21 protein-coding genes are annotated in these 25,214 nt (G+C 57.1%); 10 read left to right on the forward strand and 11 right to left on the reverse strand.

Features of this window, described 5'->3' with window-relative positions; genetic code table 11:
* Positions 1-495 precede the first annotated feature (495 nt).
* On the forward strand, positions 496-2,115 hold the full coding sequence (locus tag I9182_RS15735) for a GMC family oxidoreductase N-terminal domain-containing protein (protein ID WP_209598899.1): 1,620 nt from the start codon (positions 496-498) through the stop codon (positions 2,113-2,115).
* A 5-nt stretch (positions 2,116-2,120) separates the two neighbouring features.
* Here I9182_RS15735 and I9182_RS15740 read toward each other — a convergent pair whose 3' ends face one another.
* The gene (locus I9182_RS15740) at positions 2,121-2,966 is read right to left on the reverse strand and encodes an SDR family oxidoreductase (RefSeq protein ID WP_209598900.1); all 846 of its coding nucleotides are present in this window, start codon (positions 2,964-2,966) and stop codon (positions 2,121-2,123) included.
* A gap of 87 nt (positions 2,967-3,053) precedes the next feature.
* Here I9182_RS15740 and I9182_RS15745 point away from each other — a divergent pair, with 87 nt between their 5' ends.
* Complete coding sequence (locus I9182_RS15745; RefSeq protein ID WP_209598901.1) at positions 3,054-3,686, forward strand: class I SAM-dependent methyltransferase; 633 nt, start codon at positions 3,054-3,056, stop codon at positions 3,684-3,686.
* A 21-nt stretch (positions 3,687-3,707) separates the two neighbouring features.
* On the opposite strand, the gene I9182_RS15750 is transcribed toward I9182_RS15745, so the two are convergent.
* Complete coding sequence (locus I9182_RS15750; RefSeq protein WP_209598902.1) at positions 3,708-4,697, reverse strand: sterol desaturase family protein; 990 nt, start codon at positions 4,695-4,697, stop codon at positions 3,708-3,710.
* A 21-nt stretch (positions 4,698-4,718) separates the two neighbouring features.
* Positions 4,719-5,474, reverse strand: a complete 756-nt coding sequence (locus I9182_RS15755; RefSeq protein WP_209598903.1) for a class II aldolase and adducin N-terminal domain-containing protein — start codon at positions 5,472-5,474, stop codon at positions 4,719-4,721.
* Positions 5,475-5,588: 114 nt separating this feature from the next.
* On the opposite strand from I9182_RS15755, the gene I9182_RS15760 reads away from it, so the two are divergent.
* From I9182_RS15760 to I9182_RS15780, 5 genes are all read left to right on the forward strand, one after another.
* Positions 5,589-6,458, forward strand: a complete 870-nt coding sequence (locus tag I9182_RS15760; RefSeq protein ID WP_209598904.1) for a LysR family transcriptional regulator — start codon at positions 5,589-5,591, stop codon at positions 6,456-6,458.
* 141 nt (positions 6,459-6,599) lie between these two features.
* Positions 6,600-8,402 (forward strand): adenine deaminase, encoded by a 1,803-nt coding sequence (gene ade / locus I9182_RS15765; protein WP_209598905.1) that lies wholly within the window; start codon positions 6,600-6,602, stop codon positions 8,400-8,402.
* Positions 8,399-9,862: an AMP nucleosidase gene (locus tag I9182_RS15770; protein WP_209598906.1), complete on the forward strand. Its 1,464-nt coding sequence runs from the start codon at positions 8,399-8,401 to the stop codon at positions 9,860-9,862. Before ade ends, I9182_RS15770 begins: the two co-directional genes overlap by 4 nt.
* 130 nt (positions 9,863-9,992) lie before the next feature.
* Positions 9,993-10,280: an HU family DNA-binding protein gene (locus I9182_RS15775; RefSeq protein WP_117871130.1), complete on the forward strand. Its 288-nt coding sequence runs from the start codon at positions 9,993-9,995 to the stop codon at positions 10,278-10,280.
* 204 nt (positions 10,281-10,484) lie between these two features.
* A complete protein-coding gene (locus I9182_RS15780) occupies positions 10,485-10,958 on the forward strand; it encodes a GNAT family N-acetyltransferase (RefSeq protein WP_209598907.1) in 474 nt (157 codons plus the stop codon).
* A 98-nt stretch (positions 10,959-11,056) separates the two neighbouring features.
* Here I9182_RS15780 and I9182_RS15785 read toward each other — a convergent pair whose 3' ends face one another.
* Positions 11,057-12,253, reverse strand: coding sequence for a BCCT family transporter (locus tag I9182_RS15785; RefSeq protein ID WP_209599017.1), 1,197 nt, complete (start codon positions 12,251-12,253; stop codon positions 11,057-11,059).
* Between the two features lie 182 nt (positions 12,254-12,435).
* Here I9182_RS15785 and I9182_RS15790 point away from each other — a divergent pair, with 182 nt between their 5' ends.
* The 3 genes from I9182_RS15790 (at position 12,436) to msrA (ending at position 14,404) form a co-directional block, all read left to right on the forward strand.
* Entirely contained in the window at positions 12,436-13,320 is an 885-nt protein-coding gene (locus tag I9182_RS15790) for a DMT family transporter (protein ID WP_209506999.1), read from the forward strand.
* 125 nt (positions 13,321-13,445) lie between these two features.
* Positions 13,446-13,895: a peptide-methionine (R)-S-oxide reductase MsrB gene (msrB, locus tag I9182_RS15795; RefSeq protein WP_209506998.1), complete on the forward strand. Its 450-nt coding sequence runs from the start codon at positions 13,446-13,448 to the stop codon at positions 13,893-13,895.
* The gene (gene msrA, locus I9182_RS15800) at positions 13,892-14,404 is read left to right on the forward strand and encodes a peptide-methionine (S)-S-oxide reductase MsrA (RefSeq protein WP_209598908.1); all 513 of its coding nucleotides are present in this window, start codon (positions 13,892-13,894) and stop codon (positions 14,402-14,404) included. Before msrB ends, msrA begins: the two co-directional genes overlap by 4 nt.
* A gap of 39 nt (positions 14,405-14,443) precedes the next feature.
* Here the strand turns inward: msrA and I9182_RS15805 are convergent, their stop codons facing one another.
* From I9182_RS15805 to I9182_RS15835, 7 genes are all read right to left on the reverse strand, one after another.
* The gene (locus I9182_RS15805; protein WP_209598909.1) at positions 14,444-16,447 is read right to left on the reverse strand and encodes a hydantoinase/oxoprolinase family protein; all 2,004 of its coding nucleotides are present in this window, start codon (positions 16,445-16,447) and stop codon (positions 14,444-14,446) included.
* A gap of 72 nt (positions 16,448-16,519) precedes the next feature.
* Positions 16,520-17,557, reverse strand: coding sequence for a tRNA epoxyqueuosine(34) reductase QueG (gene queG, locus I9182_RS15810; RefSeq protein WP_209598910.1), 1,038 nt, complete (start codon positions 17,555-17,557; stop codon positions 16,520-16,522).
* Between the two features lie 74 nt (positions 17,558-17,631).
* Positions 17,632-18,297 carry a glutathione S-transferase family protein gene (locus I9182_RS15815; protein ID WP_209599018.1) on the reverse strand — a complete coding sequence of 222 codons (666 nt, stop codon included), beginning with the start codon at positions 18,295-18,297 and terminating at the stop codon, positions 17,632-17,634.
* A 58-nt stretch (positions 18,298-18,355) separates the two neighbouring features.
* Entirely contained in the window at positions 18,356-19,090 is a 735-nt protein-coding gene (gene mtgA / locus I9182_RS15820; protein ID WP_209598911.1) for a monofunctional biosynthetic peptidoglycan transglycosylase, read from the reverse strand.
* A gap of 39 nt (positions 19,091-19,129) precedes the next feature.
* A complete protein-coding gene (locus I9182_RS15825) occupies positions 19,130-20,044 on the reverse strand; it encodes a Hint domain-containing protein (protein WP_209598912.1) in 915 nt (304 codons plus the stop codon).
* Between the two features lie 181 nt (positions 20,045-20,225).
* Entirely contained in the window at positions 20,226-24,758 is a 4,533-nt protein-coding gene (gene gltB, locus I9182_RS15830; protein WP_209506991.1) for a glutamate synthase large subunit, read from the reverse strand.
* Positions 24,755-25,192: a GFA family protein gene (locus tag I9182_RS15835; RefSeq protein WP_209598913.1), complete on the reverse strand. Its 438-nt coding sequence runs from the start codon at positions 25,190-25,192 to the stop codon at positions 24,755-24,757. The genes gltB and I9182_RS15835 overlap by 4 nt, the downstream gene beginning before the upstream one ends.
* Positions 25,193-25,214 lie beyond the last annotated feature (22 nt).

Here is a 25,214-nt window from a genome sequence, read left to right on the forward strand (position 1 = left end):
CAAGATGCCCCAGTCTCTCCTGAGCGTCTCAACCGTCTTTCCAGTCCGTCAGGCCGTCTCTCCGACCCGTCAGCACCGCCTCAGCAGCGCCGGTGAAGGGGTATTTACGGATTAGGCTTCCGACCTGCAACCCCCATTTTGAAAAAACTTCACATTTCTCACAACGAATTCAATTAAATAAAATAAATCAGTTATTTAGTGGTTGTTTCGCGATTTTCGTCGGCCATTTCAGGTGAGGGCTCATCAGAAGAAGAGGGTGAAATCTGCACTTTGGCTGGAATCGTCGACCCCGACAGCAAACGACGACATCGATATCTATCTTGAGTCTTTCGATCGGCGCGGGTGAACCGCTTCGTTGAATGCCGAAGTACACTTGGAAACTGACTTCAGGTCACAATTGTTTTTTCACTCAATTGACGCAGTCTCAGGAAAGCCTGGCTCGGATGGCGAACAGCGGACCGGCGCAGTAATGGTTCTGATAGTAGGAAAGCCAACATGCAGTTCGACTATATCATCGTGGGCGGCGGGTCGGCAGGATCCGTTCTTGCAAACCGCCTTACCGAGAACCCGGCTTCACGCGTTTGCCTGCTCGAAGCTGGTGGGAACGGAAACGGCCTGACAGTCAGGGTGCCGGCAGCTGTCGTGGCAGCCCTTCCGGGACGACCCAAAATCAACAACTGGGCTTTTGAAACCATACCGCAACGCGGGTTGGACGGACGCCGGGGATATCAACCCCGCGGTAAAGCACTGGGTGGTTCGAGCGCGATCAACGCGATGCTTTATGTCCGGGGTCAGCGGCAGGATTACGATGGGTGGGCCGATCAGGGCTGCGACGGCTGGGATTGGGACAGTGTATTGCCGTATTTCAAACGGTCCGAAAACAATGAGCTTGGCGCGGACAGCTGGCATGGTGACAAGGGCCCGTTACAGGTGTCACAGCAAAAAGAACCTCGCCCGATCACCCGCGCGTTCATTGAAGCCGCGCAGCAACTCCAACATCGCCACACTGAAGATTTCAATCGAGGCGATAACGAAGGTGTCGGGCTGTATCAGGTAACGCAGTTCCATGATCCGGCAAAGAACGGAGAGCGGTGCTCGGCGGCTGCGGGTTACCTGTTCCCGATTGCCAACCGTCCGAACCTGACGATCATTACACATGCCCATGCGAAAGGGCTGGTCTTTCAGGGTAAGCGCGCAACTGGCGTTGTTTACAGGGTCAAAGGCAAAGAGGCAGACACCACCGTTACCGCCACGCGCGAAGTTCTGCTGTGCGCGGGAGCATTAAAAACACCGCAGCTGCTGCAAATCTCTGGGATTGGAGCAAGCGCTGATCTTGAACCGCACGGGATCGCTGTTCTCAACGAACTACCGGGTGTGGGGCGGAATCTGCAGGACCACCTCGACTTTACGCTGACCTACCGGACCAAAGACACAAACAACTTTGGGATCGGCGCGACAGCAGCGGTGCGACTGTTGAAGCACATCCATCAGTGGCGCAAGACCGGCGTGTCAATGGCGGCCACACCGTTTGCCGAAGGGGCGGCGTTCCTGAAAACCGCACCCGGGCTGGAGCGCCCGGATATTCAGCTACACTTCACCATCGCAATGGTCGATGATCACGCCCGCAAACTGCATTACGGTTACGGGTATAGCTGTCATATCTGCAAGCTTCGCCCGGAAAGCCGGGGAACCGTTGGCCTGAGCAGCGCCGACCCAATGGCAATGCCTGTCATCGACCCGGGATTTCTTGCAGATGCACGCGATCTGGACACCATGATCAAAGGCGCGCGAATGACGCGAGACATCCTGCAAGCGCCAGCTTTGGCCAAATATCGGCATAAAGAGATGTTCGGAACCGATACGGCCAAATCTGACGCCGATTGGGAGGGGCATATCCGCGCCCGCGCCGATACGATCTATCACCCGGTCGGCACCTGCAAGATGGGTACCGACGAACTGGCTGTTGTGGATCCCGAACTTCGGGTGCGGGGGATTGAGGGGCTGCGTGTAGTTGATGCGTCGGTGATGCCAACGCTGGTGTCGGGAAACACAAACGCGCCAACAATAATGATCGCGGAAAAAGCCTCGGACATGATTAAGGCAGCCGCGCAGTAAAGAACCTACCGGTCCTTCATAAGCGCCTCCAACCCCACCCGGTAGTTCGGGTAGATCAATTCGACACCCAACTCATCCTTGATCCGATCGTTTCGGACGCGTTTGTTCTCGTTATAAAAACTGCGCGCCATCGGTGTCAGATCGGCCTCATCAAATGAAACCGCCGGGGGCAGAGGAAGCCCCTGCAGTTCGGCGGCATACCCGATGACATCCTGTGGCGGGACAGGCTCATCGTCGCAGACATTGTAAACACTGCCCGGATTCGGCCTTGTCATCGAGGCTTGCAGAACCTGCGCAATGTCATCCACGTGGATACGCGAAAACACCTGCCCCGGCTTGATGATGCGCCGCAGCCCACCGCGTGTGAGCTTAGAGAACGGCCCACGACCCGGACCGTATATCCCTGCCAGACGGAAGATGTGAACAGGCAGGCCCGGCACAGCCGCCCATTGCTCTTCAGCCAGCATGCGCCACTTTCCACGCTTGGCGGTCGGTGTTGGCGGGGTGTCTTCGTCAACCCAGCCGCCCTGGTGATCGCCATAAACAGCTGTTGTCGATAAATAACCCACCCAAGTGAACTGACTTGCCCGTTTTCGGATCTCGTCGCCCAGCGCCGCCAGTACCGGATCGCCCGCCTCGCCCGGTGCCGTTGAGATCAGCAAATGCGTCACCCGATCCAGATTTGGAACCTCACCGGGCCAGATCAGCGGGTCCGCGCCAGAGGCGCGTATCGCATCGGTGCCTTCGCTATCTCGTGTGGTGCCAAAAATCTGCCAGCCTTTCGGGGCAAGAATTCGGGAAAGAGCCTGCGCAGAATAGCCGTGGCCAAATGAGAAGAGTGTCTTGGTCATGCCCCGTTGATGGGCTTCAGCGCATCGGGATGCAAGCGCCGCATGGACGCACTTGAATCGAATCTTCTGATGCGCCTTTCTGTGGATATGAGCAAAAAGAAACCAGACCTGCATTCTGCCTACGCGCTGAGCTCTCCGGACGAAAACAAACGCCTTTATGCGGAATGGGCCGGGGATTATGATGACAGCTTTGCCGCGCGTGAGGATTATCAGCTTCATATCCATACCGCGCGGGCGTTTGTAGGCGCAGGCGGTCAGGGGCCGGTTCTGGATGTCGGTGCGGGAACGGGCCTGTGCGGCGCGGTGTTGTCTGGGCTTGGTGTTGGGCCGATTGATGCCACGGATATCAGTTCAGAGATGCTGGAACAGGCTATGCGCAAGGATATTTACCGGGACGCGATCGAGGCTGACTTGACCCATGGCATCCCAGTTCCGCCTGACAGCTACTCGGGCATCGTGTCATCTGGCACATTCACACATGGCCATTTGGGTCCCGAAGTATTACCCGCCCTGCTTCGCGTCGCACGGTCAGGCGCGACGTTCGCCCTGTCAATAAACGCCCGCCATTTCGAAAAGATGGGCTTCAAGGGCAAGCTGCACGAACTGGAACAGGATCAGATTCGCAACCTGACCCTGCCCGAGGTTCGCATCTACGGTGATCTTGCCGCGGGTCCAAACAAGGATGACACGGCCTTTATTGCATTGTTCGAACGGGTTTAGCCCCGGACAAATCCAGCCGCGTCAGGTGTACATCTGTTTTTTGTAGGCCCGCGTGCGTGTCGTCGCCTCGGCCGAGCCATCGTGATAAGTGCCGAACCACTTGTCGAACGGAATTTCGGATGTGCCGTAGTTGCACTCGAAATACCGGTGGTGGAGCTGGTGAAAAAAGTCGCCCGCCCGCGCGGCTTCGGTCTCACCGGCCTTTATCTTTTCGAACCCAGAATGGGACAGTATCGGGCTGACCTGCTGGAACGAGCTATGAAACAACACATGCAGTGGATGGGATGGCACGATCAGGTGTATGAAATACGTTGTGAAATACAGCATGTTTTCAAACCAGTGATTCGAAATCCCTGACCATGGCCCGGTATTGACATTGCGGTGATGGACCGCGTGCACGTGTTTATAAAGCCTGGGATGATGTTCCAGCCGGTGCACCCAGTAAAAATGCAGGCCGGACCACATGGGAATAAACAGCATCCAAACCACGAACCACACCGGTGCGCTGGCCCAAGTAATCGTCGGAACCCAGCCATTTGCCATCGCCCAGAAGATGACCCACTGGTAAATGGTCGCCACCGTCATGGCGCTGCCCAGCGTCCACCAGATATTATCCCAGACCTGATTGCGGAATGTGAATGTTCCGTTGTCCCGCGTCAGGTCCCTGCGATCAAACTTTTTGTACATCCCCTGCCCTTTGCGCATGTACAGCCACCAGTGCAGGCTTCCTGCCACCAGAGTTTGCGGTACCAAGTTCAGCAGCCAGATCCGGAACATCCACCCGGGTGCAAAGCTTTTCATCGTCTCTAATGCAGGGAAAAAGAACGCATAGGCGATGACGGCCAAGGTCATGCACAGGGTCAGGGCGGTGATTTGCAACCACGCGCCGCTGTACCATTTTAGCACGGCCGCCGGACGTGGTGGCCAACTGAACAGCGGGTTGAGGCCCACTGGCCCGTCGGGGTGGTAATGCCAGCGGGCAGCTTCGGGGTCTTGAGCGGTATCTCGCATGTTGGTCACTCTGTCTTGCATTCAGGTTGCGTAATCCGAGCCTTCTGCATCAAGTATTTCCTTGATCGCTCGAAGATGCGCTTCCGCCTGATCGGGGTAGTCGTCCAGTTCCTGCGCTGTTTTCTCTGCAATCTCATCCGACAGCACCCGCAGGGGCAGGCCTGTTTGCAGTGCCCGGATGTATGTTTCGGCAGCGCGCTCGAAATAGTAGAGCCTGTTAAAGGTATCTGCAGGGTCACTGCCCGTAATCAGAACCCCGTGGTTGCCCATGATCATGACCTTCTTCTTCGCATCAGCCAGCATCCCGGCGCACCGCTCTCCTTCGCTTTCAAAAGCCAACCCGCCAAATTCTTCGTCAACAACGTAGCGGTTGTAGAAGGTCGCGGTGTTCTGATCGATTGGCGGAAGCGTACTGTCGGCCAGTGAGGCCAGAACAGTTGCGAAAATCGAATGCACATGCATGACGCAACGCGCGTGCGGGCAGTGGCGATGGATCGAACCGTGCAGGCCCCAGGCCGTGGGATCAGGTGCACCGGGTTGGGACATCACATCCGGATCGTTGGCGTCCAACAACAACAGATCAGACGCGCGAATACGCGAGAAATGCGCCTGATTGGGGTTCATAAGGAACTGCGTCCCGTCTTTGTTCACAGCAAGACTGAAATGGTTGGCAACGGCTTCATGCATATTCAGCCGGGCTGTCCAGCGAAAGGTTGCGGCCATGTCCACACGTTCTGACCAATGATCGATGTTGGGACGAAGGTTGGTGAGACTCATGTGATGCGTCCTTTGATATCTTCGAATGACCAAAGCCTGCATTTGGTCCGGCAATTTGACCAACGAAAAAAACGCAACTATCCCATTAGCTGAACTTATGCCGGAGTTATGCCGATGCAAAACAAGCTTCCCCCGCTTGGCTGGCTGCGCACATTCGAAGCCGCAGCCCGCCACCTGTCATTCACTGACGCGGCGCGGGATCTGAACATGACGCAAAGTGCGGTTAGTCAGCAGATCAAATCGCTGGAAGGTCATCTGGGTCAGCCATTGTTCCTGCGACGCCCGAAGGCGCTTGAGCTGACAGAGGCCGGGATCACCTATTTGCCGGTGGTGCGCGAGGCGTTTCGGACGCTGATACGGGGCACTCAGGCGGTAACTGGCGCGCAACAGAATGCGGTCCAGGTGCAGTGCAACATCAGTTTCGCAGTGAACTGGCTGGCCCCGCGCCTTCCGTTATTTCGGGCGGAACACCCGGATGTTCAGCTGAACATCTTCACCGAGCTGTGGGAACCGCGCGAGATGGCCGAAGGCGCAGCGGTCGAGATCAGGTTTTCCCTTCGACCTTCGGATACAACCCGGACAGAAATGCTGCGCTCTGAATATTACTACCCCGTCTGCGCTCCGGGGTATCAGGTGTGCCTGCAAGACCTTCAGGAAAAACCTCTGTTCGACTGTTCCAACCTGTTGACCAACTGGGCGACATGGGCGGAAGATCAGGCTCTGAATTGGCAGAATCCGCCTATTACCTATGCGACAACCTATCTGGTTTGTTTATCAGCCGCGATGGCCGGAGGTGGCCTGTGCCTGGCCCATGATACCATCGCGGGTCACCTGATCGATCAGGGACGACTGGTCGCACCATTTGAGCATCGCGCCCCGATGCCTGAGGCGTATTATCTGCTGCTCTCCCCGCAGGCTGAGGATACGCCCGGGGCGGTCACGTTTGCGAACTGGATACGGCGAGAATTCGGGTCCGAAACCTAAACTCGGACGGGTTCTTGCGCGCTGTCGACGCCTATGCCGACTTTTTAATGATCGGGCTGGGCAGATTTGCAGGATTGTGATCCGCCGACCGTAGTGAAGAACCGGGGTTGCACCCGCGCGCGCATTCGTGAAAGTTGAGCCATGGAAAACACACCCTTCCCAACTTGGCCCGATGTCGCCCCCCGATTGATCGCAGTTGCTGCCGGACGTGAGGCAGCAGATACGGTAATAAAGGGTGGGAATTGGGTAAATGTGCACAGCCGCGAACTGCTGCCGAACCATTCAGTTGCAATCGCGGCAGGCCGTATTGCATTTGTCGGTCCAGACGCCTCGCATTGTACCGGGCCAGAGACACAGGTTATCGACGCGCAAGGCCGCTTTGTCCTGCCCGGCTTGTGCGACGCGCATATGCACATCGAGTCGGGGATGCTGACCCCTGCCGAGTTTGCCCGCGCAGTGATCCCCCATGGCACAACCAGTATGTTCACCGACCCACACGAGATCGCCAATGTGTTGGGGCTGGACGGTGTGCGCATGATGCATGACGAAGCAATGATGCAGCCGGTCAACATCTTCACTCAGATGCCGTCCTGCGCGCCCTCTGCGCCGGGGTTAGAGACGACAGGCTATGAAATCACCCCCGAAGACGTAGCCGAGGCGATGAACTGGCCCGGGATCATCGGCTTGGGGGAAATGATGAACTTCCCCGGCGTGATTCACGGAGATTCCAAAATGCTGGCCGAGATTGCGGCCACGCAGCGGGCAGGCAAGGTCGTCGGCGGGCATTACGCATCCCCTGATTTAGGGCCTGATTTCGCGGCTTATGTGGCTGGTGGACCTGCCGATGACCACGAAGGCACCTGCGAAGCGGATGCCATCGCACGGGTCCGTCAGGGAATGCGGTCGATGATGCGGTTGGGCTCGGCCTGGTATGACATTGAAAGCCAGATTACCGCAGTCACCGAAAAAGGTCTGGATGCGCGCAATTTCATCCTGTGCACGGATGACTGCCACTCTGCCACGCTGGTCAACGATGGGCATATGAACCGCGTCGTGCGCCACGCGATTGACTGTGGTTGTGACCCGCTTGTGGCCCTGCAGATGGCGACGATCAACACCGCCACGCATTTCGGTCTGGAACGCGAGATCGGATCGGTCACGCCGGGACGACGGGCGGATATCATCCTCAGCTCTGACCTGACTGAATTGCCGATCGAACTGGTCATAGCGCGCGGACAGGTTGTTGCGGAACACGGGGTGATCAAGGTTGATTGCCCCCATCTGAACTGGCCCGACAAGGCACGTCGCACCGTTCATCTGAAGCACGCACTGACCTCGACCGATTTTGAGATCGCGGCGCCGACGGGCGCAAACAAGGTAAGGGCCAACGTCATTGGCGTGGTAGAAAACCAGGCCCCCACAAAAGCGCTGAAAGCCGAATTGCCGATTATTGGCGGGCTTGTTGAAGGTGAAGGAGACGTGTGTCAGATCTCACTGGTCGAACGACACCGGGCGACAGGGGGCGTCACCAACGCCTTTGTCTCGGGGTTTGGATATCAGGGAAAAATGGCCATGGCCTCGACCGTGGCACATGACAGTCACCACATGATCGTCGTCGGCACCGACCGTGAACAGATGGCACTGGCCGCGAATCGACTGGCCGAGGTGGGTGGCGGTATCACGATCTTTAGGGACGGCCAGGAACTGGCGATGGTCGAACTTCCCATTGCCGGTCTGATGTCCGACAGCCCGGCCGCCGAAGTTGCGGCCAAGGCGGACAGGATGGTTCAGGCCATGCAGGAATGTGGCTGCAATCTGAACAACGCGTATATGCAACATTCGCTGCTGGCGTTGGTCGTCATACCGGAACTCAGGATCTCTGATCTCGGGCTGGTTGACGTGCGCACATTCGAAAAAATTGAACTTCTGGAACCTTTGGCATGACGACACTCCTGACACCTGAAGCCCTTTCGCCAAAACAATTCACCGATCCCGCAGCCGCAGTTGCGCGACTGGAGGAGCTTTACACTCAAGCAACGGAATTTCTGTGCGACAGCTTCTCGAAGGTGCTGCAAAATGGAGCACCAACAGCCAGATACAGAGCCTATTACCCCGAGATTCGCATAAAGACCTCGACTTATGCTCAAGTCGACAGCCGCCTGAGTTTTGGGCATGTGGCGGAGCCCGGTGTTCACGCTACAACCGTTACGCGCCCGGATTTATTCCGGTCCTACTTGACCCAGCAGATTGCCCTGTTGATCAAGAATCACGACCAACCGGTGACGATTGCAGCATCGGACACACCGATTCCGGTGCATTTTGCCGTGGCGCATACATCAGATCTGGTTGTGCCGCATCAGGGCGCGGCCGCGTTCACCCTGCGCGACGTGTTTGACGTGCCGGATCTGACGACCACGAATGACGACATCGTTAATGGTGTGCATGAAAATGAAGACGCCGTCGGCCCCTTGTCATTGTTTACTGCCCAGCGCGTCGATTATTCACTTGCGCGACTGGCACATTACACAGCGACAGATGCCCGGCATTTTCAGAACCACGTTCTGTTCACGAACTATCAGTTCTATGTTTCGGAATTCGAAAACTACGCCCGCGAGCAGTTGGCTGATCCCAGCAGCGGGTATACCAGTTTTGTCTCGACCGGGAATGTCGAGATCACGCAGCCCGACGCAGAAATCGAGCAACCGCTGAAACTGCCCCAGATGCCAACCTATCATCTGAAGCGTGAAGATGGTTCGGGTCTTACTTTGGTGAACATCGGCGTCGGCCCGTCGAATGCCAAAACAGCAACCGACCATATCGCGGTTCTGCGCCCGCACGCGTGGCTGATGGTTGGCCATTGCGCCGGGCTGCGCAACACACAGGCATTGGGCGATTTCGTTCTGGCCCATGCATATCTACGGGATGACAAGGTTCTGGATGATGACCTACCGGTCTGGGTGCCCATCCCGCCCCTGGCCGAGGTTCAGGTCGCGCTGGAACGCGCCGTGGCCGAGGTGACCGAGCTTGAAGGGTATGAACTGAAGCGGATCATGCGGACAGGAACAGTTGCATCGGTTGACAATCGCAACTGGGAACTGCGCGATCAAACCGGGCCGGTTCAGCGCCTCAGCCAGTCGCGGGCGATCGCGCTGGATATGGAAAGCGCCACTATCGCCGCGAACGGCTATCGCTTCCGCGTTCCTTACGGCACTTTGCTGTGCGTGTCGGACAAACCCCTGCACGGTGAACTGAAGCTGCCGGGCATGGCGTCGTCCTTTTATACCACCCAGGTCAGCCGTCATTTGATGATCGGGATACGCGCCATGGAGCACCTGCGCGGCATGCCGTTGGAGCGTCTGCACAGCCGGAAATTGCGTTCCTTCGACGAAACTGCCTTCCTCTGACGCAAAAAAGCAACGTTTTCCCCATATTTTTAGGGGTTTTTACGCTACTACTCGTTGTGTTTGATCACAATATCCCGTTACAGTTACGCGGTGAGGCCCTATAGATCGGGCACGTTAAGGAGACCAAGAAATGGCAAAACCTATGACAAAGACTCAGCTGGTTGCTGCTCTCGCTGAGGAAATGGGAACCGATAAGAAATCCGCGAACTCTGCGCTGGAGGCCATCACCGGCCTGATCACGCGCGAAGTTTCCGCAGGTGGTGCAGTAACCCTGCCTGGCGTCGGCAAAATCTACTGCCGCGAACGCCCCGAGCGTCAGGTCCGCAACCCGGCAACCGGTGAAACCTTCACCAAAGAAGCCGACAAGGTTGTTAAAATGACCATCGCGAAAGCACTGAAAGACAGCGTGAACGGCTGATCCAAAGCGCTTGGAACCATGTAAAGGGGTGGCGGTTACGCGGCCCCTTTTTTTGTGCCTAAATTTTACGTCCTACGGCCTGCGCAACTATATTATAAGGCATTAGTCTGTAACTATGGGCTACTATCCAACACTGGATGTCCCGGGCACGAATTTAAAGGACAACCCTTTGATTTCCTGCTTGGCCCGCTAAATCCCAGTTCTATGGAACAGGATATTACCTTCACGCGACTGCCCCTCGTCTCAGCGCCTGAGATACTGGCGCATATGAGGAATCCAATTCTTGCCGAACACATGCCTCTCCTGACGCAGGACTGGGATGAGGAAACAGTCGCCAGTTTCATTCGCGCGAAAGAGTCGTGTTGGGCGCTGGACGGCCTTGGTCATTGGGCAATATTGCACCGCGGACAATATGTGGGATGGGGTGGTTTTCAAAAAGAAGGTGAAGAGTGGGATTTCGGATTGGTCCTGAAACCCAGTGCATTTGGACTGGGTGCCAAAATTGCACGTCAGGCCATCGCATTCGCAAAGCAGGACAATCGTATCCCGTTCGTAACGTTCTTGCTGCCGCCTTCACGCACGAAACTGCGCGCAATGACCAAACTCGGCGCGTATTTTGTTGGGCAAGTAGACTACGCTGGCCACAGCTTCCTCAAATATCGTCTCGACACGAACTGAAGTGAACGACAAGGAATGAGGACCGGATCGGGCAGCCCCCAAAAAGAGATGCGGGCCCCGATGTCGAGACCCGCTTTTGGTACACTAGATTCAAGCAATCAGTGAATTGTCTCAACCTTGTGGAAGTCCAGATCACGGTCTTCCGGCATAGCGTCGATACTCATCACGTCTTTGCGTTTGGTGACAAGGATATAGGCCACGCAAGCCAGGTAGAGACCGACTACGACGGCTCCGATCCACTGGATTTGCAACCACTGACTCTGGAATAGCAGGGTCAGGACAAAAAGCAGCGCGACGTTGCCAGCGACATAGGCCGCCTTGCCAAACCGTTCGGCGGTCATGTTCAGGTTGTCCGTATAGAGCCTAATCAGCGAGTCCAGCGAATTGATCACAAAGGTCACACCCACGATTACCATCGCGATATTGGTGATGCCTGCGGTGCTGATACCGTTCAGGTGGTAATAGTAAAGAACTATGAACCAGATCCCCAGTGGGATCGACGGGAAGATCAACAGCGCCGCCAGCAACTGCCACGTGGTCAGACCACCCACAAAGCGCGACGTAAACTGTCCGATCATGATCGACCATGCGAACCACCAGAACAGGTAGAACGCGTGATAGTCGGTCAATGGCAGGACGAACTTGTGCAGGTTGGCGAAATAGGCGCCGATATTGCTGCCGGTTTCCACGAACCCGGTCACGCCCATACCTGCGGCTGCCCACATGCCCAGAATCAGGGCGAGGAACAAAAAAGTCGAACCGACGGACAGGATGCGAACGTATTTCAGATCGGTCGAGGAATAGGCCGCCGCCAGAATGACGACAAACACGATGACGTAGAAGGTGGTAACGACAGATTCGCCATCTCCGACCTCTGGCAGGTATCCAGGCAGGTAGTTCAGGAACAGGCTCGCAGTGAACGCGCAAGTGCCGATGATGACCACGTTGTTGATCAGCTTGACCAGCGGGATCTCAAAGAAGTTCACGCGCGGTTCGATCACGCAGAAATAGAAGGCTGTCAGGAAGTAAAACGCCCAGATCAGAAACCCCCAGAATCCAAATTCGATCGCCAGCGGGTTGGCAAAGGCATAGGCCGGATCTTCGGCATAGCCACCAAATTCCGTCAGCGGGAACATGATCAGGCCAACATCCAGACCGGACGTAAACAGGATCGCGATGAATGTGAAAAGGTGAACAGGTGTCACGCCAACGCAGCGCAGGTTCCACCATTTCACGACGAAGAACGCGACCAAGCCCAATGCCAGCAGGACGCCAAAAGATAGAATGTACTCCAGAAGCACCGACAACCCTCCCTTGATATGTCAGATCCCGGAGCCGATAACTTTAATTGTTCAGTCAATCAATAAAAACATCCTCGTGACTTTCGTTGCATCACGGATGTGTCTTTTTTAACGCGCAGCGCTTGCGACCCATCACAAAATCGGGGACAGTCCGCGCAAAGTGACAGGGGGTCTCCATGGATCTGCGCGCCATAGCCATGGGGCTGACATTTGCCCTGATCTGGTCGTCTGCCTTTACCTCGGCGCGGATCATCGTGGCAGACGCCTCTCCTTTGTTTTCGCTAGCCCTGCGGTTTTTGATCTCAGGGGTTTTGGGGGTTCTGATTGCCCGGGCGATGGGGCAAAGCTGGCACCTGACCCGGAACCAGTGGCGGGCGACAATTCTTTTCGGTATCTGCCAAAATGCCCTGTATTTGGGTCTGAATTTTTACGCGATGCAAACGGTCGAGGCTTCGGTTGCGGCGATTATCGCGTCCACAATGCCCTTGCTGGTGGCGCTGGCAGGGTGGCTTATTTTTGGCGAGAAACTGCGCCCTCTCGGAGTTTTGGGGTTGTTTGCTGGATTCACCGGCGTCGCCCTGATCATGAGCAGCCGGATCAGTGCTGGTGTCGACATGTTCGGCGTCGCACTATGCGGCATCGGAGCTTTGGCGCTGACCTTTGCCACCCTCGCGGTTCGCGGCGCGACTTCGGGCGGTAACTTCATGATGGTCGTGGGTCTGCAGATGCTTGTAGGCTCAGCGACGTTGTTCGTGGCCGCGCCGATCTTTGAGACCATTTACATCCACCCGACGCTGCCACTGGCATTGGCGTTCACCTACACAACCCTGTTTCCTGGGCTGCTGGCCACGCTGATCTGGTTCCTTCTTCTGGATCGCATCGGCGCGATCCGCGCAGCCACGTTCCACTTTTTGAACCCGGTATTCGGTGTCACGATAGCGGCCATATTGCTGGGCGAGAAACTGGGCGCGATGGATGCAATTGGCGTTACAGTCACGACACTGGGTATTCTTGCTGTTCAACTGTCACGCCAACCTGCCGGCAAAACGACTTCGGCCTAACACAAGGGCCTATCTGTTTGCGTCAGACCGACCGCACGTCTGTGAGAGCTGTTTGAAATATCGCTTTGCTTTCTAGTCGGCAGCCCCCAGATAATGGCACAACCGTCAAATCAGCCGGAGGATCCATGACACGTTACACCAAAGACCCCACGGTTATTGCGGCACTTTCGCCCGAAGAATTTCACGTCACCCAACGCAACGGCACCGAACGACCGGGGACAGGCAAGTATTTGGAGAACAAGGAACCGGGTATCTACGTGGACATCGTGTCAGGCGAACCGCTGTTTGCTTCGACCCACAAATACGAATCCGGATGTGGCTGGCCCAGCTTTACCAAGCCGATCATCCATGAGCATGTGGAAGAGTTTCGCGACACGACACATGGTATGATCCGGACCGAGGTTCGATCGAAACACGGCGACAGCCATCTGGGGCATGTCTTCCCCGACGGCCCGCGAGAACATGGCGGCCTGCGGTATTGCATTAACTCGGCCTCGCTCAGGTTCATCCATCGGGATGAGATGGAGGCTGAAGGTTACGCCGAATTCCTGATCCACGTGGAGGAAATCCAATGACTGAACAACGTGCTGTACTGGCCGGAGGCTGCTTTTGGGGTATGCAGGACCTGATCCGCAAGCTGCCAGGCGTCTTGCGGACCCGGGTGGGCTACACCGGAGGCGATGTGCCCAACGCCACCTATCGCAACCACGGCACCCACGCCGAAGGGATCGAGATCTGGTTTGACCCATCGCTGATCAGTTACCGCGACCTGCTGGAATTTTTCTTCCAGATTCACGACCCGACCACTGTCAATCGGCAGGGCAACGACCGAGGAATGAGCTATCGTTCAGCGATTTACCACGTCGACGAAGCCCAAAGAGCAACCGCCTTGGATACTATCGCAGACGTGAATGCCAGCGGCTTGTGGCCGGGAAAAGTCGTAACCGAAGTCGAACCCGTCGGCGATTTCTGGGAGGCCGAACCCGAGCATCAGGATTATCTTGAGCGCATCCCGAACGGATATACCTGCCACTTCCCACGCCAGGACTGGGTTCTTCCCAAACGCGCCAGCGCCGCAGAATAAAGCACCACCTGCCCGGCCCCTCTGGACAAGTCAGAGGGGCTAGCCCGCCGCAACCCGCGGTCGCCCGCTAGCCTCGACCGTGATCATTGCCTCGACAAACACATCATTGGCCTCGACCCTCGCGGTTTTGATGTCGCGATCCACAATCACGCGGATATCTTCTGCACCAGCTTCGCGCACCGCGCCTTCAGCTTCCGACCTCAGAACATTTTCCAGCAAAGCCAGCGCATCTTCTGATGCGGAAAAATCCTTGGGCCCGCCCTCGAGATGTACACGATACCGCCCTTCGGCGGGACTTGTCACCGTGCCCGATCGCCGTAAGGTCACCCGCCCCACGACGGCGCCAATCGCATTGGCTACACCCGCATGTTCTGGCAGGATCATTCGGCAGTGCAGCCGTTCACCGACCGCCGGGTAATAGCTGGGGGCTGACGCTCCAAGCCCCACCACATCAACGTTCAAGGCTGCAGTAAGCGACAACAAACCGCGATGCTGCGCCAATCCGCGCTGTGTCAGGATATGCCGCGCCAGCTCCTGTGACGGCAGCCCGAAACTGTCCGGTTCCTCATCAAAAGCCGCCTCTAACAAGGTCAAACTGGTTTGTTCTGTCAACTGGTCCACGATCATCTGCGCCAGCGCTTCGGCGGAATTTGCCAACATGTCCCCGGACCCGACCCGTTTGCGTGCGACCAGTTCAAGTGCCTTACGGGCGGCGTCCGCATCCCAGGCATCCACCCGCCCCAGTACATGGCTGGCATCCGACGGCGTCATGCCCGAGATCTGAATGATCCCGCGGTCCACCAACCGGGTCAATGCACCGCTCTCCATTCGGGACCGAAGCAAGGAACCAATCGGCAGAACCTGATCTCCCAACCGGTCTAGCAGGGCTTCTTCGCGTACATCTATACCGTCGTCATGTATTCCCGGCACGCGACGGGCAAAGCGCGTATCGTGCTCACCCACCGTCGTGGCCCGCAATTGCTCATCCAGAATGGCATGAACGATCTCGGGCGCTTCCGAAGCGATCAAGGATACCGGAAGAACGCGGCGCGGCCCCAGAAACACACCGCCCTGCAATCCCTCGGTCACGACATGCACCTGACTGTCACCTCCAAGGCCATGGGTGCGCATCGCAACTGCCTCGACCATGGTGCGGAACCCGCCTACTTGTGCCCCGGCCGAGTCGATCGCGGGCTTGCCGTCACGGATCAACGCCACGTCAGTTGTCGTACCGCCAATATCCGACACCAACGCATTCTCTGCGCCGGTCAACCAGCGCGCGCCGACAATTGACGCGGCAGGTCCGCTCAGGATCGTTTCAATAGGGCGTTCACGCGCCTGTTCAGCACTCATCAACGCCCCATCACCGCGCACAACCATCATCGGCGCCATAATCCCCAACTCGCGCAGCCGGTCCTGCGCCCGCCCGATCAAACGGTCGATCATCCCGATCAGCCGTGCATTCAACACGGCCGTCACGGCGCGTTTCGGCCCGTTCAGCTTTGCCGACAAGTGATGCGAACATGTGACCGGAGCCCCGGTTCTTTCCGAAACGATCCGTGCGGCTTCCAACTCGTGCGCGGGATTTCGTGTGGCAAACTGAGCGGCTATGGCAAAGCCTGAAATGCCCTTATGAGAGCCTAAAAATTGCTCCAGCGCGGCAATATCCAATGGCGCAGCTTCGCTGCCAGAATGGGAATGCCCACCAGACATAACCAGGGCCGGGTCCCCTTTTAACGCGTCCTTCAAACCGTGCTTTTCAAGGTCGCTGTCTTTGAATCCGATGTAGATCAACGCAACGCGCCCGCCCTGCCCTTCTACCAAGGCATTAGTCGCCAATGTTGTGGACAAAGACGCCATTGAAATCTGATCCGGCGCAACTTTTGCCTGCTCCAGAACGGCAGAAATCGCCTTGCCCACACCAATTGCCAAATCCGCGCGTGTGGTCAGGGACTTGGCCGAGGCTATCACCTCTTTTTCATCCCGGACCAGTACCGCATCGGTATAGGTTCCACCCGTATCCACCCCCAAAGCCAGCGCCATCGGGTTCTCCTTACTGTTCGCTGCAGATTGGTGTAGCGATTGGGGCCGACACGTCCAGCCTGTTTGCGGCAATTATGAAAGTTGTTCCACCGCCCAGCGCGCTGCGTCGGCTACGGTTTCATCCGGGTCATCTGTCAAACTCTGGGCCGCAGCCCTCAAATTCGGGTGCCCCGAGTTTCCAATGGCGTAAAGCACGTTGCGCACAAACCGGTCGCGCCCAATCCGTTTGATGGGTGAGCCAGAGAACTTCGCTCGGAAAGAAGTATCATCAAGCGCCACCAGCTCTTCCAGCGCAGGCGCTGCCAGATCTTCGCGCGCGGCATAGCGTATGTCACTTGCGGCAACCGCAAACTTGTTCCACGGGCAAGCCGCCAGGCAATCGTCACAGCCGTAGATACGATTGCCCAGCTTTCCGCGAAGTTCAGGCTCCACAGGGCCTTTTTGCTCGATGGTCAGATAGGAAATGCACCGTCGTGCATCCAATTGATACGGGCCCGGAAAGGCGTCCGTGGGACAGCTGTCCAAACAGGCCCGACAAGACCCGCAGCGATCAATCTCAGCAGAATCTGCGGGTATATCCAAAGTTGAAAAAACAGACCCTATAAAGGCCCAATTACCCCACTCCCGGCTGACAAGATTTGTGTGTTTCCCCTGCCAGCCCAACCCGGCAGCCTGCCCCAAGGCTTTCTCTGGCACGGGTGCAGTGTCAACAAACACCTTAACCTCGCCGCCCGCCACGGCAATCAGCCACCGCGCCAGGCGCTTCAGTCGCTTTTTGACCAGATCATGATAGTCTTTGTTCTGCGCATAGACAGAAATCGCCCCGTGGCCGTGTTGCTTCAAGACGTCTGTCGGATCATGTTCCGGCGTGTAACTCTCTGCCAGCATGATCACTGATCGCGCCTCGGGCCAAAGGGCCGCAGGATCACCGCGCCAATGCGTCCGCTCCGCCATCCACCCCATCTGACCATGATACCCGGCGTCCAGGAATGCCGCCAGACGCTCGGGAACCTTTGGAACATCCCACGGGCGGCAGACACGGCACGCAACAAACCCCTCTTCAAGGGCCTGCTGTACCAGCTTTTCCTTCAAATCCGATCCGCTCTTCATCTGGCCAAAATATCCTCGGGGGGAATCGCGCATCTGCGCGATGGGGGGCAGACAGCCCCCCCTGGCGCACTCTATCAGAAATCCAGATCAGCGTAATGGGGCGGCGGCCGGAAACCCGGCACCTGATCAGCCAGAATAGAGCGAAACGCAGGGCGCGATTTGATTTTCGCATACCAGTCCTTGACCACCTGACTTCGGTTCCAATCCACGTCCGAGATATAGTCCAGCGAAGACAGGTGCGCCGCCGCCGCGAAATCAGCCAGTGTCATCTGGTCACCGGCCAACCACCGGCGGTGATCCAGCAGCCATGCCATATAATCCAGATGGTACTTGATCGCTTTGGCACCCTGTTTGACATTCTTGCTGTCCGGATAGCCCTGACCCGTCACTTTTTTGTTTACCCGTTCGTACAGCAGCTTCGACGTCACCTCTTGGTGGAATTTGTCGTCAAACCAGCCGACAAGGCGCCGCACTTCGTATCGGGCTTCGGGGCTTTTTAGCATTAATGGCGGTTCGGGACGGGTTTCCTCGATATATTCGCAGATCGCCGCGCTTTCCGACATCATTTGCCCGTCCAGACGCAATACTGGTACTTTGCCCGCAGGGTTTCGGCGCAAAAAGTCGGGGTCTTGCTCCCAGTATCGCTCTTCGACAAGCTCAACCTCGATCTTCTTTTCCGCCAGGGACAGCCGAACCTTGCGGCAATACGGAGAGAGGGGAACATGAAACAGACGCGCCATGGGCTTCCAATCGAACCAGTGAGTACCCGACAGATTTAGCCTTTGCAGGCGATGGGTTTCAATCCTCGAAACAATCTGCGCGACCATCTGCGCGGATGGTGGCCGCCCCATCCAGAATAGATGCCGCCCGCCTGCGCGTTCGCGCCGTCGGGTCAGTGACCGATCTGTTGCGCGGTGACGGCAGAATGGCGGCAATCCGCGCCGCCTGAACCGAGGTAAGTTTTGAAGCACTGGTGTTGAAATACCTTTGCGCGGCAGCCTCGACCCCAAAAACGCCATTCCCGGTTTCAGCAACATTCAGATAGACCTCAAGGATGCGCTGCTTGCTCCAGAAAATTTCGACCACAGGAGTGATCGAAGTTTCCAGCGCCTTGCGTATCCAACTGCGCCCTTGCCAAAGAAATACGTTCTTTACCACTTGCTGTGTAATGGTCGAGGCGCCGCGATTTCCGCCGTCCTCAAGCGCATCGCGAATGGCCTCTACGTCAAATCCCCAGTGCAGGCAGAAATTTGCATCCTCTGCTGCCACGACCGAACGCGCCATGATCGGGGCCATTTCCTCGATCGGCACCCATTCGCGCTCAACCTTTCCCAATCGGCGCCATTCCGACCAGATCGTATGTGTTACAGGTGGGTTCACAACCGAATACAACAGGATTATCGCAAGCAAAGCTCCGGCAGTTGCCGCAACCACACGAGTCAGCCAACGGCGAATCTGGCGCACCGTTGGTGATTTCCTATTGGATGCCTTGTTTTTCTTACCGCTTGATTTGCGGGCTGCTTTCTTCGCCATACCTCAGCTATACGACGCGCGGTCCGGGTTTGAAACGGCCTAAATCGCGAAGGCACGCGCTTCGCGCGGGTGAACAACCGGGCGTGCGGTTTCCACCGACATCGGATCATGACCTGCCAACTCAGGGAACAAGTGCAAGACCTCGCTCTGCGTTTCACGGTCCGAGGCCGACAACGCATGCCCCGGATAGTAGCTTTCGCTTTTGCCACCATTGGCAATGACGATCTCGTGCTGCTTGAACAAAAGGTGGAAATACTCCACCTCGCCACCTTCCACCCGGGTCACCGATTTTCCATTGACCAGAGCATGTGCGGGAATCAGCGCTTCAGCGTGCCCGGACAGGTACGAGGCCCGCCAGTCTTCAACCAGCATCCGATGCTGAGGCGAAACAAGCAGCGGACGATCCAGGTCGAACACCCCGGCCTCAAACCGGATTGGGGCCAGCTTTCCTTCGGCCGCCACCACTGTACACCCAACCCAGATCAAAGGCTGGGGGCCATGATCCACTGTGGTGACCAGATCACCGACTTCAAGATCTTCTACCGCGCGTTCCCCATCCGGGGTCATTATCATGGTGCCCGGCGTGAAACAGGGTGGACCCAGATTGCCGACATTCAGTGGCCCCTGTGTGTTGACGAAGGTGGCTGAAACAAATGTTCCCGGCTGCAGGACCTGACCGTCTGTCGGTGTGAATACCCGAGATCCGTCAGCCAGATAAAACGTGGTGCCTGTATAGGTTACGTTCCCGACGCCCGCCACGTTGATGGTAACAGTGTCCCCTGGCCAGGAATTCGTGACGTCCTGACCGTTGACGGTGTCACCACTTGGCGCATCGATTTCGTTGTCATCATCAGCATCGACTAAAGTGAAACTGCTAACAGCGACTGCCGTTCCCGCAGGCGGCGGGTTTGCTGGATCGAAAGTATAAAACTGATCCTGATACGGTGTTGGCATCCGGTTGCCCCTGTCTGCTTATCATCTGGTGCCTAGTTCGGCCCATGATTGTCGCCTGAGTGTGAAGAAAGATTGGCGATTTTCGGATAAACGGGCAAGACCTGCACTGAAACGTCGTTAACATACGAACCCCGCGTGGTGCAAATGACACGCGGGGCCTTGAGAGGCAAAAGGCTTCGGCTTACTCCGCCGGAACTGCTTTGGCTTCAACACTCAGCGGGTGGCTGAGTTTGTTCAGCATCTCCTTTGGGCAAACCTGCAGGAAGTTGCCTTTTTCCACATCCCAGTGCTGAAGAATATCAGCAGCCTTGCGGCTTTGCGATTCAGCAGCATGGCGCATGATGAGCGTTTTCAATTGCTCTTCCCAGTGGTCCACAGTGACCGGGCAAGTGACCAGCGTTTCCCTGTTCATCAGCGCCTCGGCCTTGCCTTCGGGATCATACAGATAGGCCATTCCGCCTGTCATGCCTGCACCAAAGTTGGCTCCGATCGCTCCAAGGATAACGGCGACACCGCCGGTCATGTATTCACACCCGTTGGAACCGCACCCCTCGACAACAACCTTGGCGCCAGAGTTCCGGACCGCGAACCGTTCACCGGCGCGACCGGCCGCGAACAGGTACCCGTCGGTGGCCCCATAAAGAACCGTATTGCCAATGATCGTATTGTCATCTGCTTTCAGCGGGCTGACCTGTGGTGGGCGTACGACGATCATGCCGCCGGACAGGCCCTTACCAACATAGTCATTGGCATCGCCCGACACTTCCAGCTTCAGACCCGGGGCCGCAAAAGCTCCCAGAGATTGCCCGGCCGAGCCCTGCAGCTTCACATGCAGATGGTCGTCCTGAAAGGTGTTCCGCATCCCGAAATTCTGCACAATATGACTGGACACACGGGTTCCAACGGTCCGGTGTGTGTTCTGCACCGCATAAGACAGCTGCATCTTTTCACCATCCTTCAGGAACCGGGCAGCATCGCGAACGATTTCGGCGTCCAGCGTATCCGGCACCGCGTTGCGCTCTTTGTCGCGGTTGTAGACGATGTTATGTGCCCCATCGACAGTGATCAGCAGCGGGTTCAGATCGAGATCATCCAGATGAGCGGAGCCACGGCTGACCTGAGCCAGCAGATCGGCCCGACCGATGATTTCATCAATCGAACGCGCGCCGAGGCTGGCCAGCAGCTCGCGCACTTCCTGCGCGTAGAAGGTGATCAGATTGACGACCTTATCCGCATTGCCGGTGAATTTGGCGCGCAGGGATTCATCCTGCGTACACACGCCCACCGGGCAAGTGTTCGACTGACACTGACGCACCATGATACAGCCCATTGCAATCAGTGCGGCGGTACCGATGCCGTATTCCTCGGCTCCCATCATCGCGGCCATGACAATGTCTCGCCCGGTGCGCAGGCCACCATCGGTCCGCAGGGTGACGCGATCCCGCAGGTTGTTCATTGCCAGAACCTGATGCGCCTCGGTCAGACCCATCTCCCACGGCAGGCCGGCATACTTGATCGAGGTCGCAGGCGACGCGCCTGTACCGCCATTGTGACCCGAAATAAGGATAATATCCGCTTTCGCCTTGGCCACACCGGCAGCAATCGTGCCGACGCCCGAGGACGCAACCAGCTTGACCGTCACCTTGCAGCGCGGGTTGATCTGCTTCAGGTCGTAGATCAGCTGCGCCAGATCCTCGATCGAATAGATATCGTGGTGCGGCGGCGGTGAGATCAGCGTCACGCCCTTGGTCGAATGGCGCAGGCGCGCGATCAGGTCCGTGACCTTCATACCCGGCAACTGACCACCTTCGCCGGGTTTTGCACCCTGAGCGACCTTGATCTCAAGCTCCTCACACTGGTTGAGGTATTCCGCAGTCACGCCAAACCGGCCTGAAGCCACCTGTTTAATCTTGGCCGAAGGGTTGTCGCCATTGGGCTCAGGCACGAAATGAGCCGGATCTTCGCCACCTTCGCCACTGTCGGATTTAGCGCCGATCCGGTTCATCGCCACGTTCAGTGTCTTATGCGCTTCGGGCGACAATGCGCCCAGCGACATACCTGGTGTGACAAAGCGTTTGCGGATCGAGGTGATCGATTCCACCTCTTCGATCGGCACCGGCTTGCCCAGTGGTTTGAAATCCATCAGATCGCGCAGATGAATTGGCGGGTTCGACTGCATCTTGGCCGAATACTGCTTCCACAACTCATACGAGGCCTTGTTGCAGGCCATCTGCATCATGTGCATCGAGGTCGCTTCCCACGCGTGGGTCTCGCCCGATTTCCGCGCCTTGTAGAAACCACCGATGGGCAGCACATCCAGACCGCTGCTCCAGCCCTTGGCATGGATTTCCTCGGCCTTGGCCTGAATACCTTTGATGCCTATGCCCGAGATACGGCTGGTCATACCGGGGAAATACTCGGCCACCATGGCACGGCTGAGGCCAACGGCCTCAAAGTTCAGACCACCGCGATAAGACGAAATGACCGAGATGCCCATCTTGGCCATGATCTTCAGCAAGCCCTGATCGATCGCCTCGCGATAGCGCGCGACGTTCTCTGTCAGGGTTCCGTCCAGCAAACCGCGGTCGATACGGTCAGCCAAAGAATCCTCGGCCAGATAGGCGTTCACCACAGTCGCGCCACAGCCGATCAGAACGGCAAAGTAATGCGGGTCCACACATTCAGCCGAACGGACGTTCAATGAACAGAAGGTCCGCAAACCCTGACGCGTCAAATGGGAATGCACAGCGCTGGTCGCGAGGATCATTGGTATCGCAATCCGATCCTCGCCCGACCGCATATCAGACAAGACGATATGCCCGGCACCGGATCGCACCGCCTCTTCGGATTCGGCTCTGATACGGGTCAAAGCCGCGCTTAATGCGCCTTGACCAGCCTCGAAGGTACAGTCGATTTCCGCCAGCGGCGCATCAAAGTTCTCAACCAGTTTGTCCCATTGCGCGTTACCGACAAAGGGGCTTTCCAGAACCACAATCTCGGTCTGGCTGCTGTCTTCATCCAACACGTTCTTGAGGTTGGCAAACCGGGTTTTCAGCGACATCACGCGGTATTCACGCAGGCTGTCGATCGGCGGGTTGGTCACCTGGCTGAAGTTCTGACGGAAGAAATGGCTGAGCGGGCGGTATTGTTTTGACAAAACAGCCGAGGGCGTATCATCACCCATCGATGCCAAGGCTTCCTTGCCGTCTTCCGCCATCGGAGCAAGGATTTGTTCCAGCTCTTCCACCGAGTATCCCGCAGCAATCTGGCGCTTGCGCAACTCGCCACCCGCAAAGATCGGCGCTTCGGCCACACCCGCAAGCGTTTCGTCCAGATCGTTTATCTTGCCAACCCATTCGCCAAATGGCAGCGCGCGGGCCAGTTTGTTCTTGATTTGGGTATCGCGGTACAGCTTGCCCTTTTTCATATCGACCGCCAGCATCTGACCCGGCCCCAACGCGCCTTTTTCGGTCACTGTGGCTTCGTTGATCGGCACCATTCCGGCCTCGGATCCTGCGATGACAAGGCCATCGCCAGTCACAACGTACCGCATGGGGCGCAGTCCGTTCCGGTCCAGGCCGGCGCAAACCCAGCGTCCATCGGTCATCGCCAGCGCGGCCGGGCCATCCCATGGCTCCATCACCGAGTTGCAGTAGGAATACATGTCGCGCCACGCTTGCGGCAGCTCGACCGCCTGCTTGGACCAGCTTTCCGGAACCAACATGGTTTTCGCCATCGGGGCCGACCGCCCTGCGCGCACCAGCACCTCGAAAACCGAGTCTAATGCAGCAGAATCTGACGAACCACCCGCGATGATCGGCTTGATATCTTCGGCATAGTCACCAAAAGTGCCGCTGGCCATCCGGATTTCATGGCTTTTCATCCAGTTGATGTTGCCCTTGAGGGTGTTGATCTCGCCGTTGTGGGCCAGCATGCGGAACGGCTGCGCCAGCCACCATTGCGGAAACGTGTTGGTCGAGTAACGCTGGTGGTAAATCGCGAATGCCGATTCAAAGCGTTCGTCCATCAGATCGGGATAGAATACAGCGACCTGTTCGGCCAGCATCATACCCTTGTAGATGATCGACCGGCAGGACAGCGACGCAAGATAAAGGCCCGATATACCCGACACCAAAGCCGCTTTTTCGATGCGGCGGCGGATGACATAGAGCTCGCGCTCGAAAGTTTCTTCGTCCACACCCTTGGAGTTCGAGATCAGGATCTGCTCAATCTCGGGTCGGGTTGCATTGGCCTTTTCCCCAAGGCAAGTCACATCGACCGGCACGTGTCGCCAGCCATAGATGTAATACCCCATACGCAGAACTTCGCTTTCGACGATGGTCCGGCACCGCTCCTGCGCGCCGAAATCGGTGCGGGGCAGGAAAACCTGACCAACAGCAATCAGCTCATTCAGCTTGGGTTCGTGACCGGTGCGGCGGACCTGATCATAGAAGAAGGGAACCGGAATCTGCACATGGATGCCCGCGCCATCGCCGGTCTTGCCATCCGCGTCAACGGCCCCGCGGTGCCAGATCGCTTTCAGCGCGTCGATTCCGGCATCCACCACCTTGCGCGACCTTTTGCCATCCACGGACACAACAAGGCCCACACCGCACGAAGAATGCTCTTCCGCCTCGGAATAGAGACCATTTTCGGCCATCCACTTGCGTTTTGCTTCTTCTGCCCGCACCCAATCGGCATCATATTTGGTCATTGGCTGTCTCCTTCGTCAGAGGAGGAATACATGGCTTCGACCTCGGTTTTGGTCAATTGCCGACGTTCACCTGCGAACGCGTATCCCTCGGGCTTTTTGTCGATATAAAGTTCAAGTTTCAGCGGGTTACCTGTTGCGTTTTCGAACAGGCCAGCCGCCATTTGTGTCTGACCGTGCATCTCACCCGGCAGCGTGATCCGATACCAAAGCGAGGATCCGCATTCACCGCAAAAGGCACGTTCTGCCCAGTCGGACGAAGTAAATGTCTTGACCGGACCCAGCGCGGCATAGCCCTCTTTCGCCTGAAACGTCACCAGCATCGAGCTCGTCCACCGACGGCATTGGTCACAGTGACACGCCCCCAGCGCATCCCGCGCTGGTGTAGCTGTTACTGTGACCGCACCACACATGCATTGGCCTTGAAGTTCCGACATTTCGAACCCTCCTGAAAGCTGG

The sequence above is a fragment of the Ruegeria sp. HKCCSP351 genome, assembly GCF_017872535.1.
GTDB lineage: Bacteria > Pseudomonadota > Alphaproteobacteria > Rhodobacterales > Rhodobacteraceae > Ruegeria.

Coding starts and splice junctions, on each gene's coding strand:
- I9182_RS15735 (WP_209598899.1), top strand. CDS start 496: ATGCAGTTCGACTATATCATCGTGGGCGGCGGGTCGGCAGGATCCGTT.
- I9182_RS15740 (WP_209598900.1), bottom strand. CDS start 2,966: ATGACCAAGACACTCTTCTCATTTGGCCACGGCTATTCTGCGCAGGCT.
- I9182_RS15745 (WP_209598901.1), top strand. CDS start 3,054: ATGAGCAAAAAGAAACCAGACCTGCATTCTGCCTACGCGCTGAGCTCT.
- I9182_RS15750 (WP_209598902.1), bottom strand. CDS start 4,697: ATGCGAGATACCGCTCAAGACCCCGAAGCTGCCCGCTGGCATTACCAC.
- I9182_RS15755 (WP_209598903.1), bottom strand. CDS start 5,474: ATGAGTCTCACCAACCTTCGTCCCAACATCGATCATTGGTCAGAACGT.
- I9182_RS15760 (WP_209598904.1), top strand. CDS start 5,589: ATGCAAAACAAGCTTCCCCCGCTTGGCTGGCTGCGCACATTCGAAGCC.
- ade (WP_209598905.1), top strand. CDS start 6,600: ATGGAAAACACACCCTTCCCAACTTGGCCCGATGTCGCCCCCCGATTG.
- I9182_RS15770 (WP_209598906.1), top strand. CDS start 8,399: ATGACGACACTCCTGACACCTGAAGCCCTTTCGCCAAAACAATTCACC.
- I9182_RS15775 (WP_117871130.1), top strand. CDS start 9,993: ATGGCAAAACCTATGACAAAGACTCAGCTGGTTGCTGCTCTCGCTGAG.
- I9182_RS15780 (WP_209598907.1), top strand. CDS start 10,485: ATGGAACAGGATATTACCTTCACGCGACTGCCCCTCGTCTCAGCGCCT.
- I9182_RS15790 (WP_209506999.1), top strand. CDS start 12,436: ATGGATCTGCGCGCCATAGCCATGGGGCTGACATTTGCCCTGATCTGG.
- msrB (WP_209506998.1), top strand. CDS start 13,446: ATGACACGTTACACCAAAGACCCCACGGTTATTGCGGCACTTTCGCCC.
- msrA (WP_209598908.1), top strand. CDS start 13,892: ATGACTGAACAACGTGCTGTACTGGCCGGAGGCTGCTTTTGGGGTATG.
- I9182_RS15805 (WP_209598909.1), bottom strand. CDS start 16,447: ATGGCGCTGGCTTTGGGGGTGGATACGGGTGGAACCTATACCGATGCG.
- queG (WP_209598910.1), bottom strand. CDS start 17,557: ATGAAGAGCGGATCGGATTTGAAGGAAAAGCTGGTACAGCAGGCCCTT.
- I9182_RS15815 (WP_209599018.1), bottom strand. CDS start 18,297: ATGGCGCGTCTGTTTCATGTTCCCCTCTCTCCGTATTGCCGCAAGGTT.
- mtgA (WP_209598911.1), bottom strand. CDS start 19,090: ATGGCGAAGAAAGCAGCCCGCAAATCAAGCGGTAAGAAAAACAAGGCA.
- I9182_RS15825 (WP_209598912.1), bottom strand. CDS start 20,044: ATGCCAACACCGTATCAGGATCAGTTTTATACTTTCGATCCAGCAAAC.
- gltB (WP_209506991.1), bottom strand. CDS start 24,758: ATGACCAAATATGATGCCGATTGGGTGCGGGCAGAAGAAGCAAAACGC.
- I9182_RS15835 (WP_209598913.1), bottom strand. CDS start 25,192: ATGTCGGAACTTCAAGGCCAATGCATGTGTGGTGCGGTCACAGTAACA.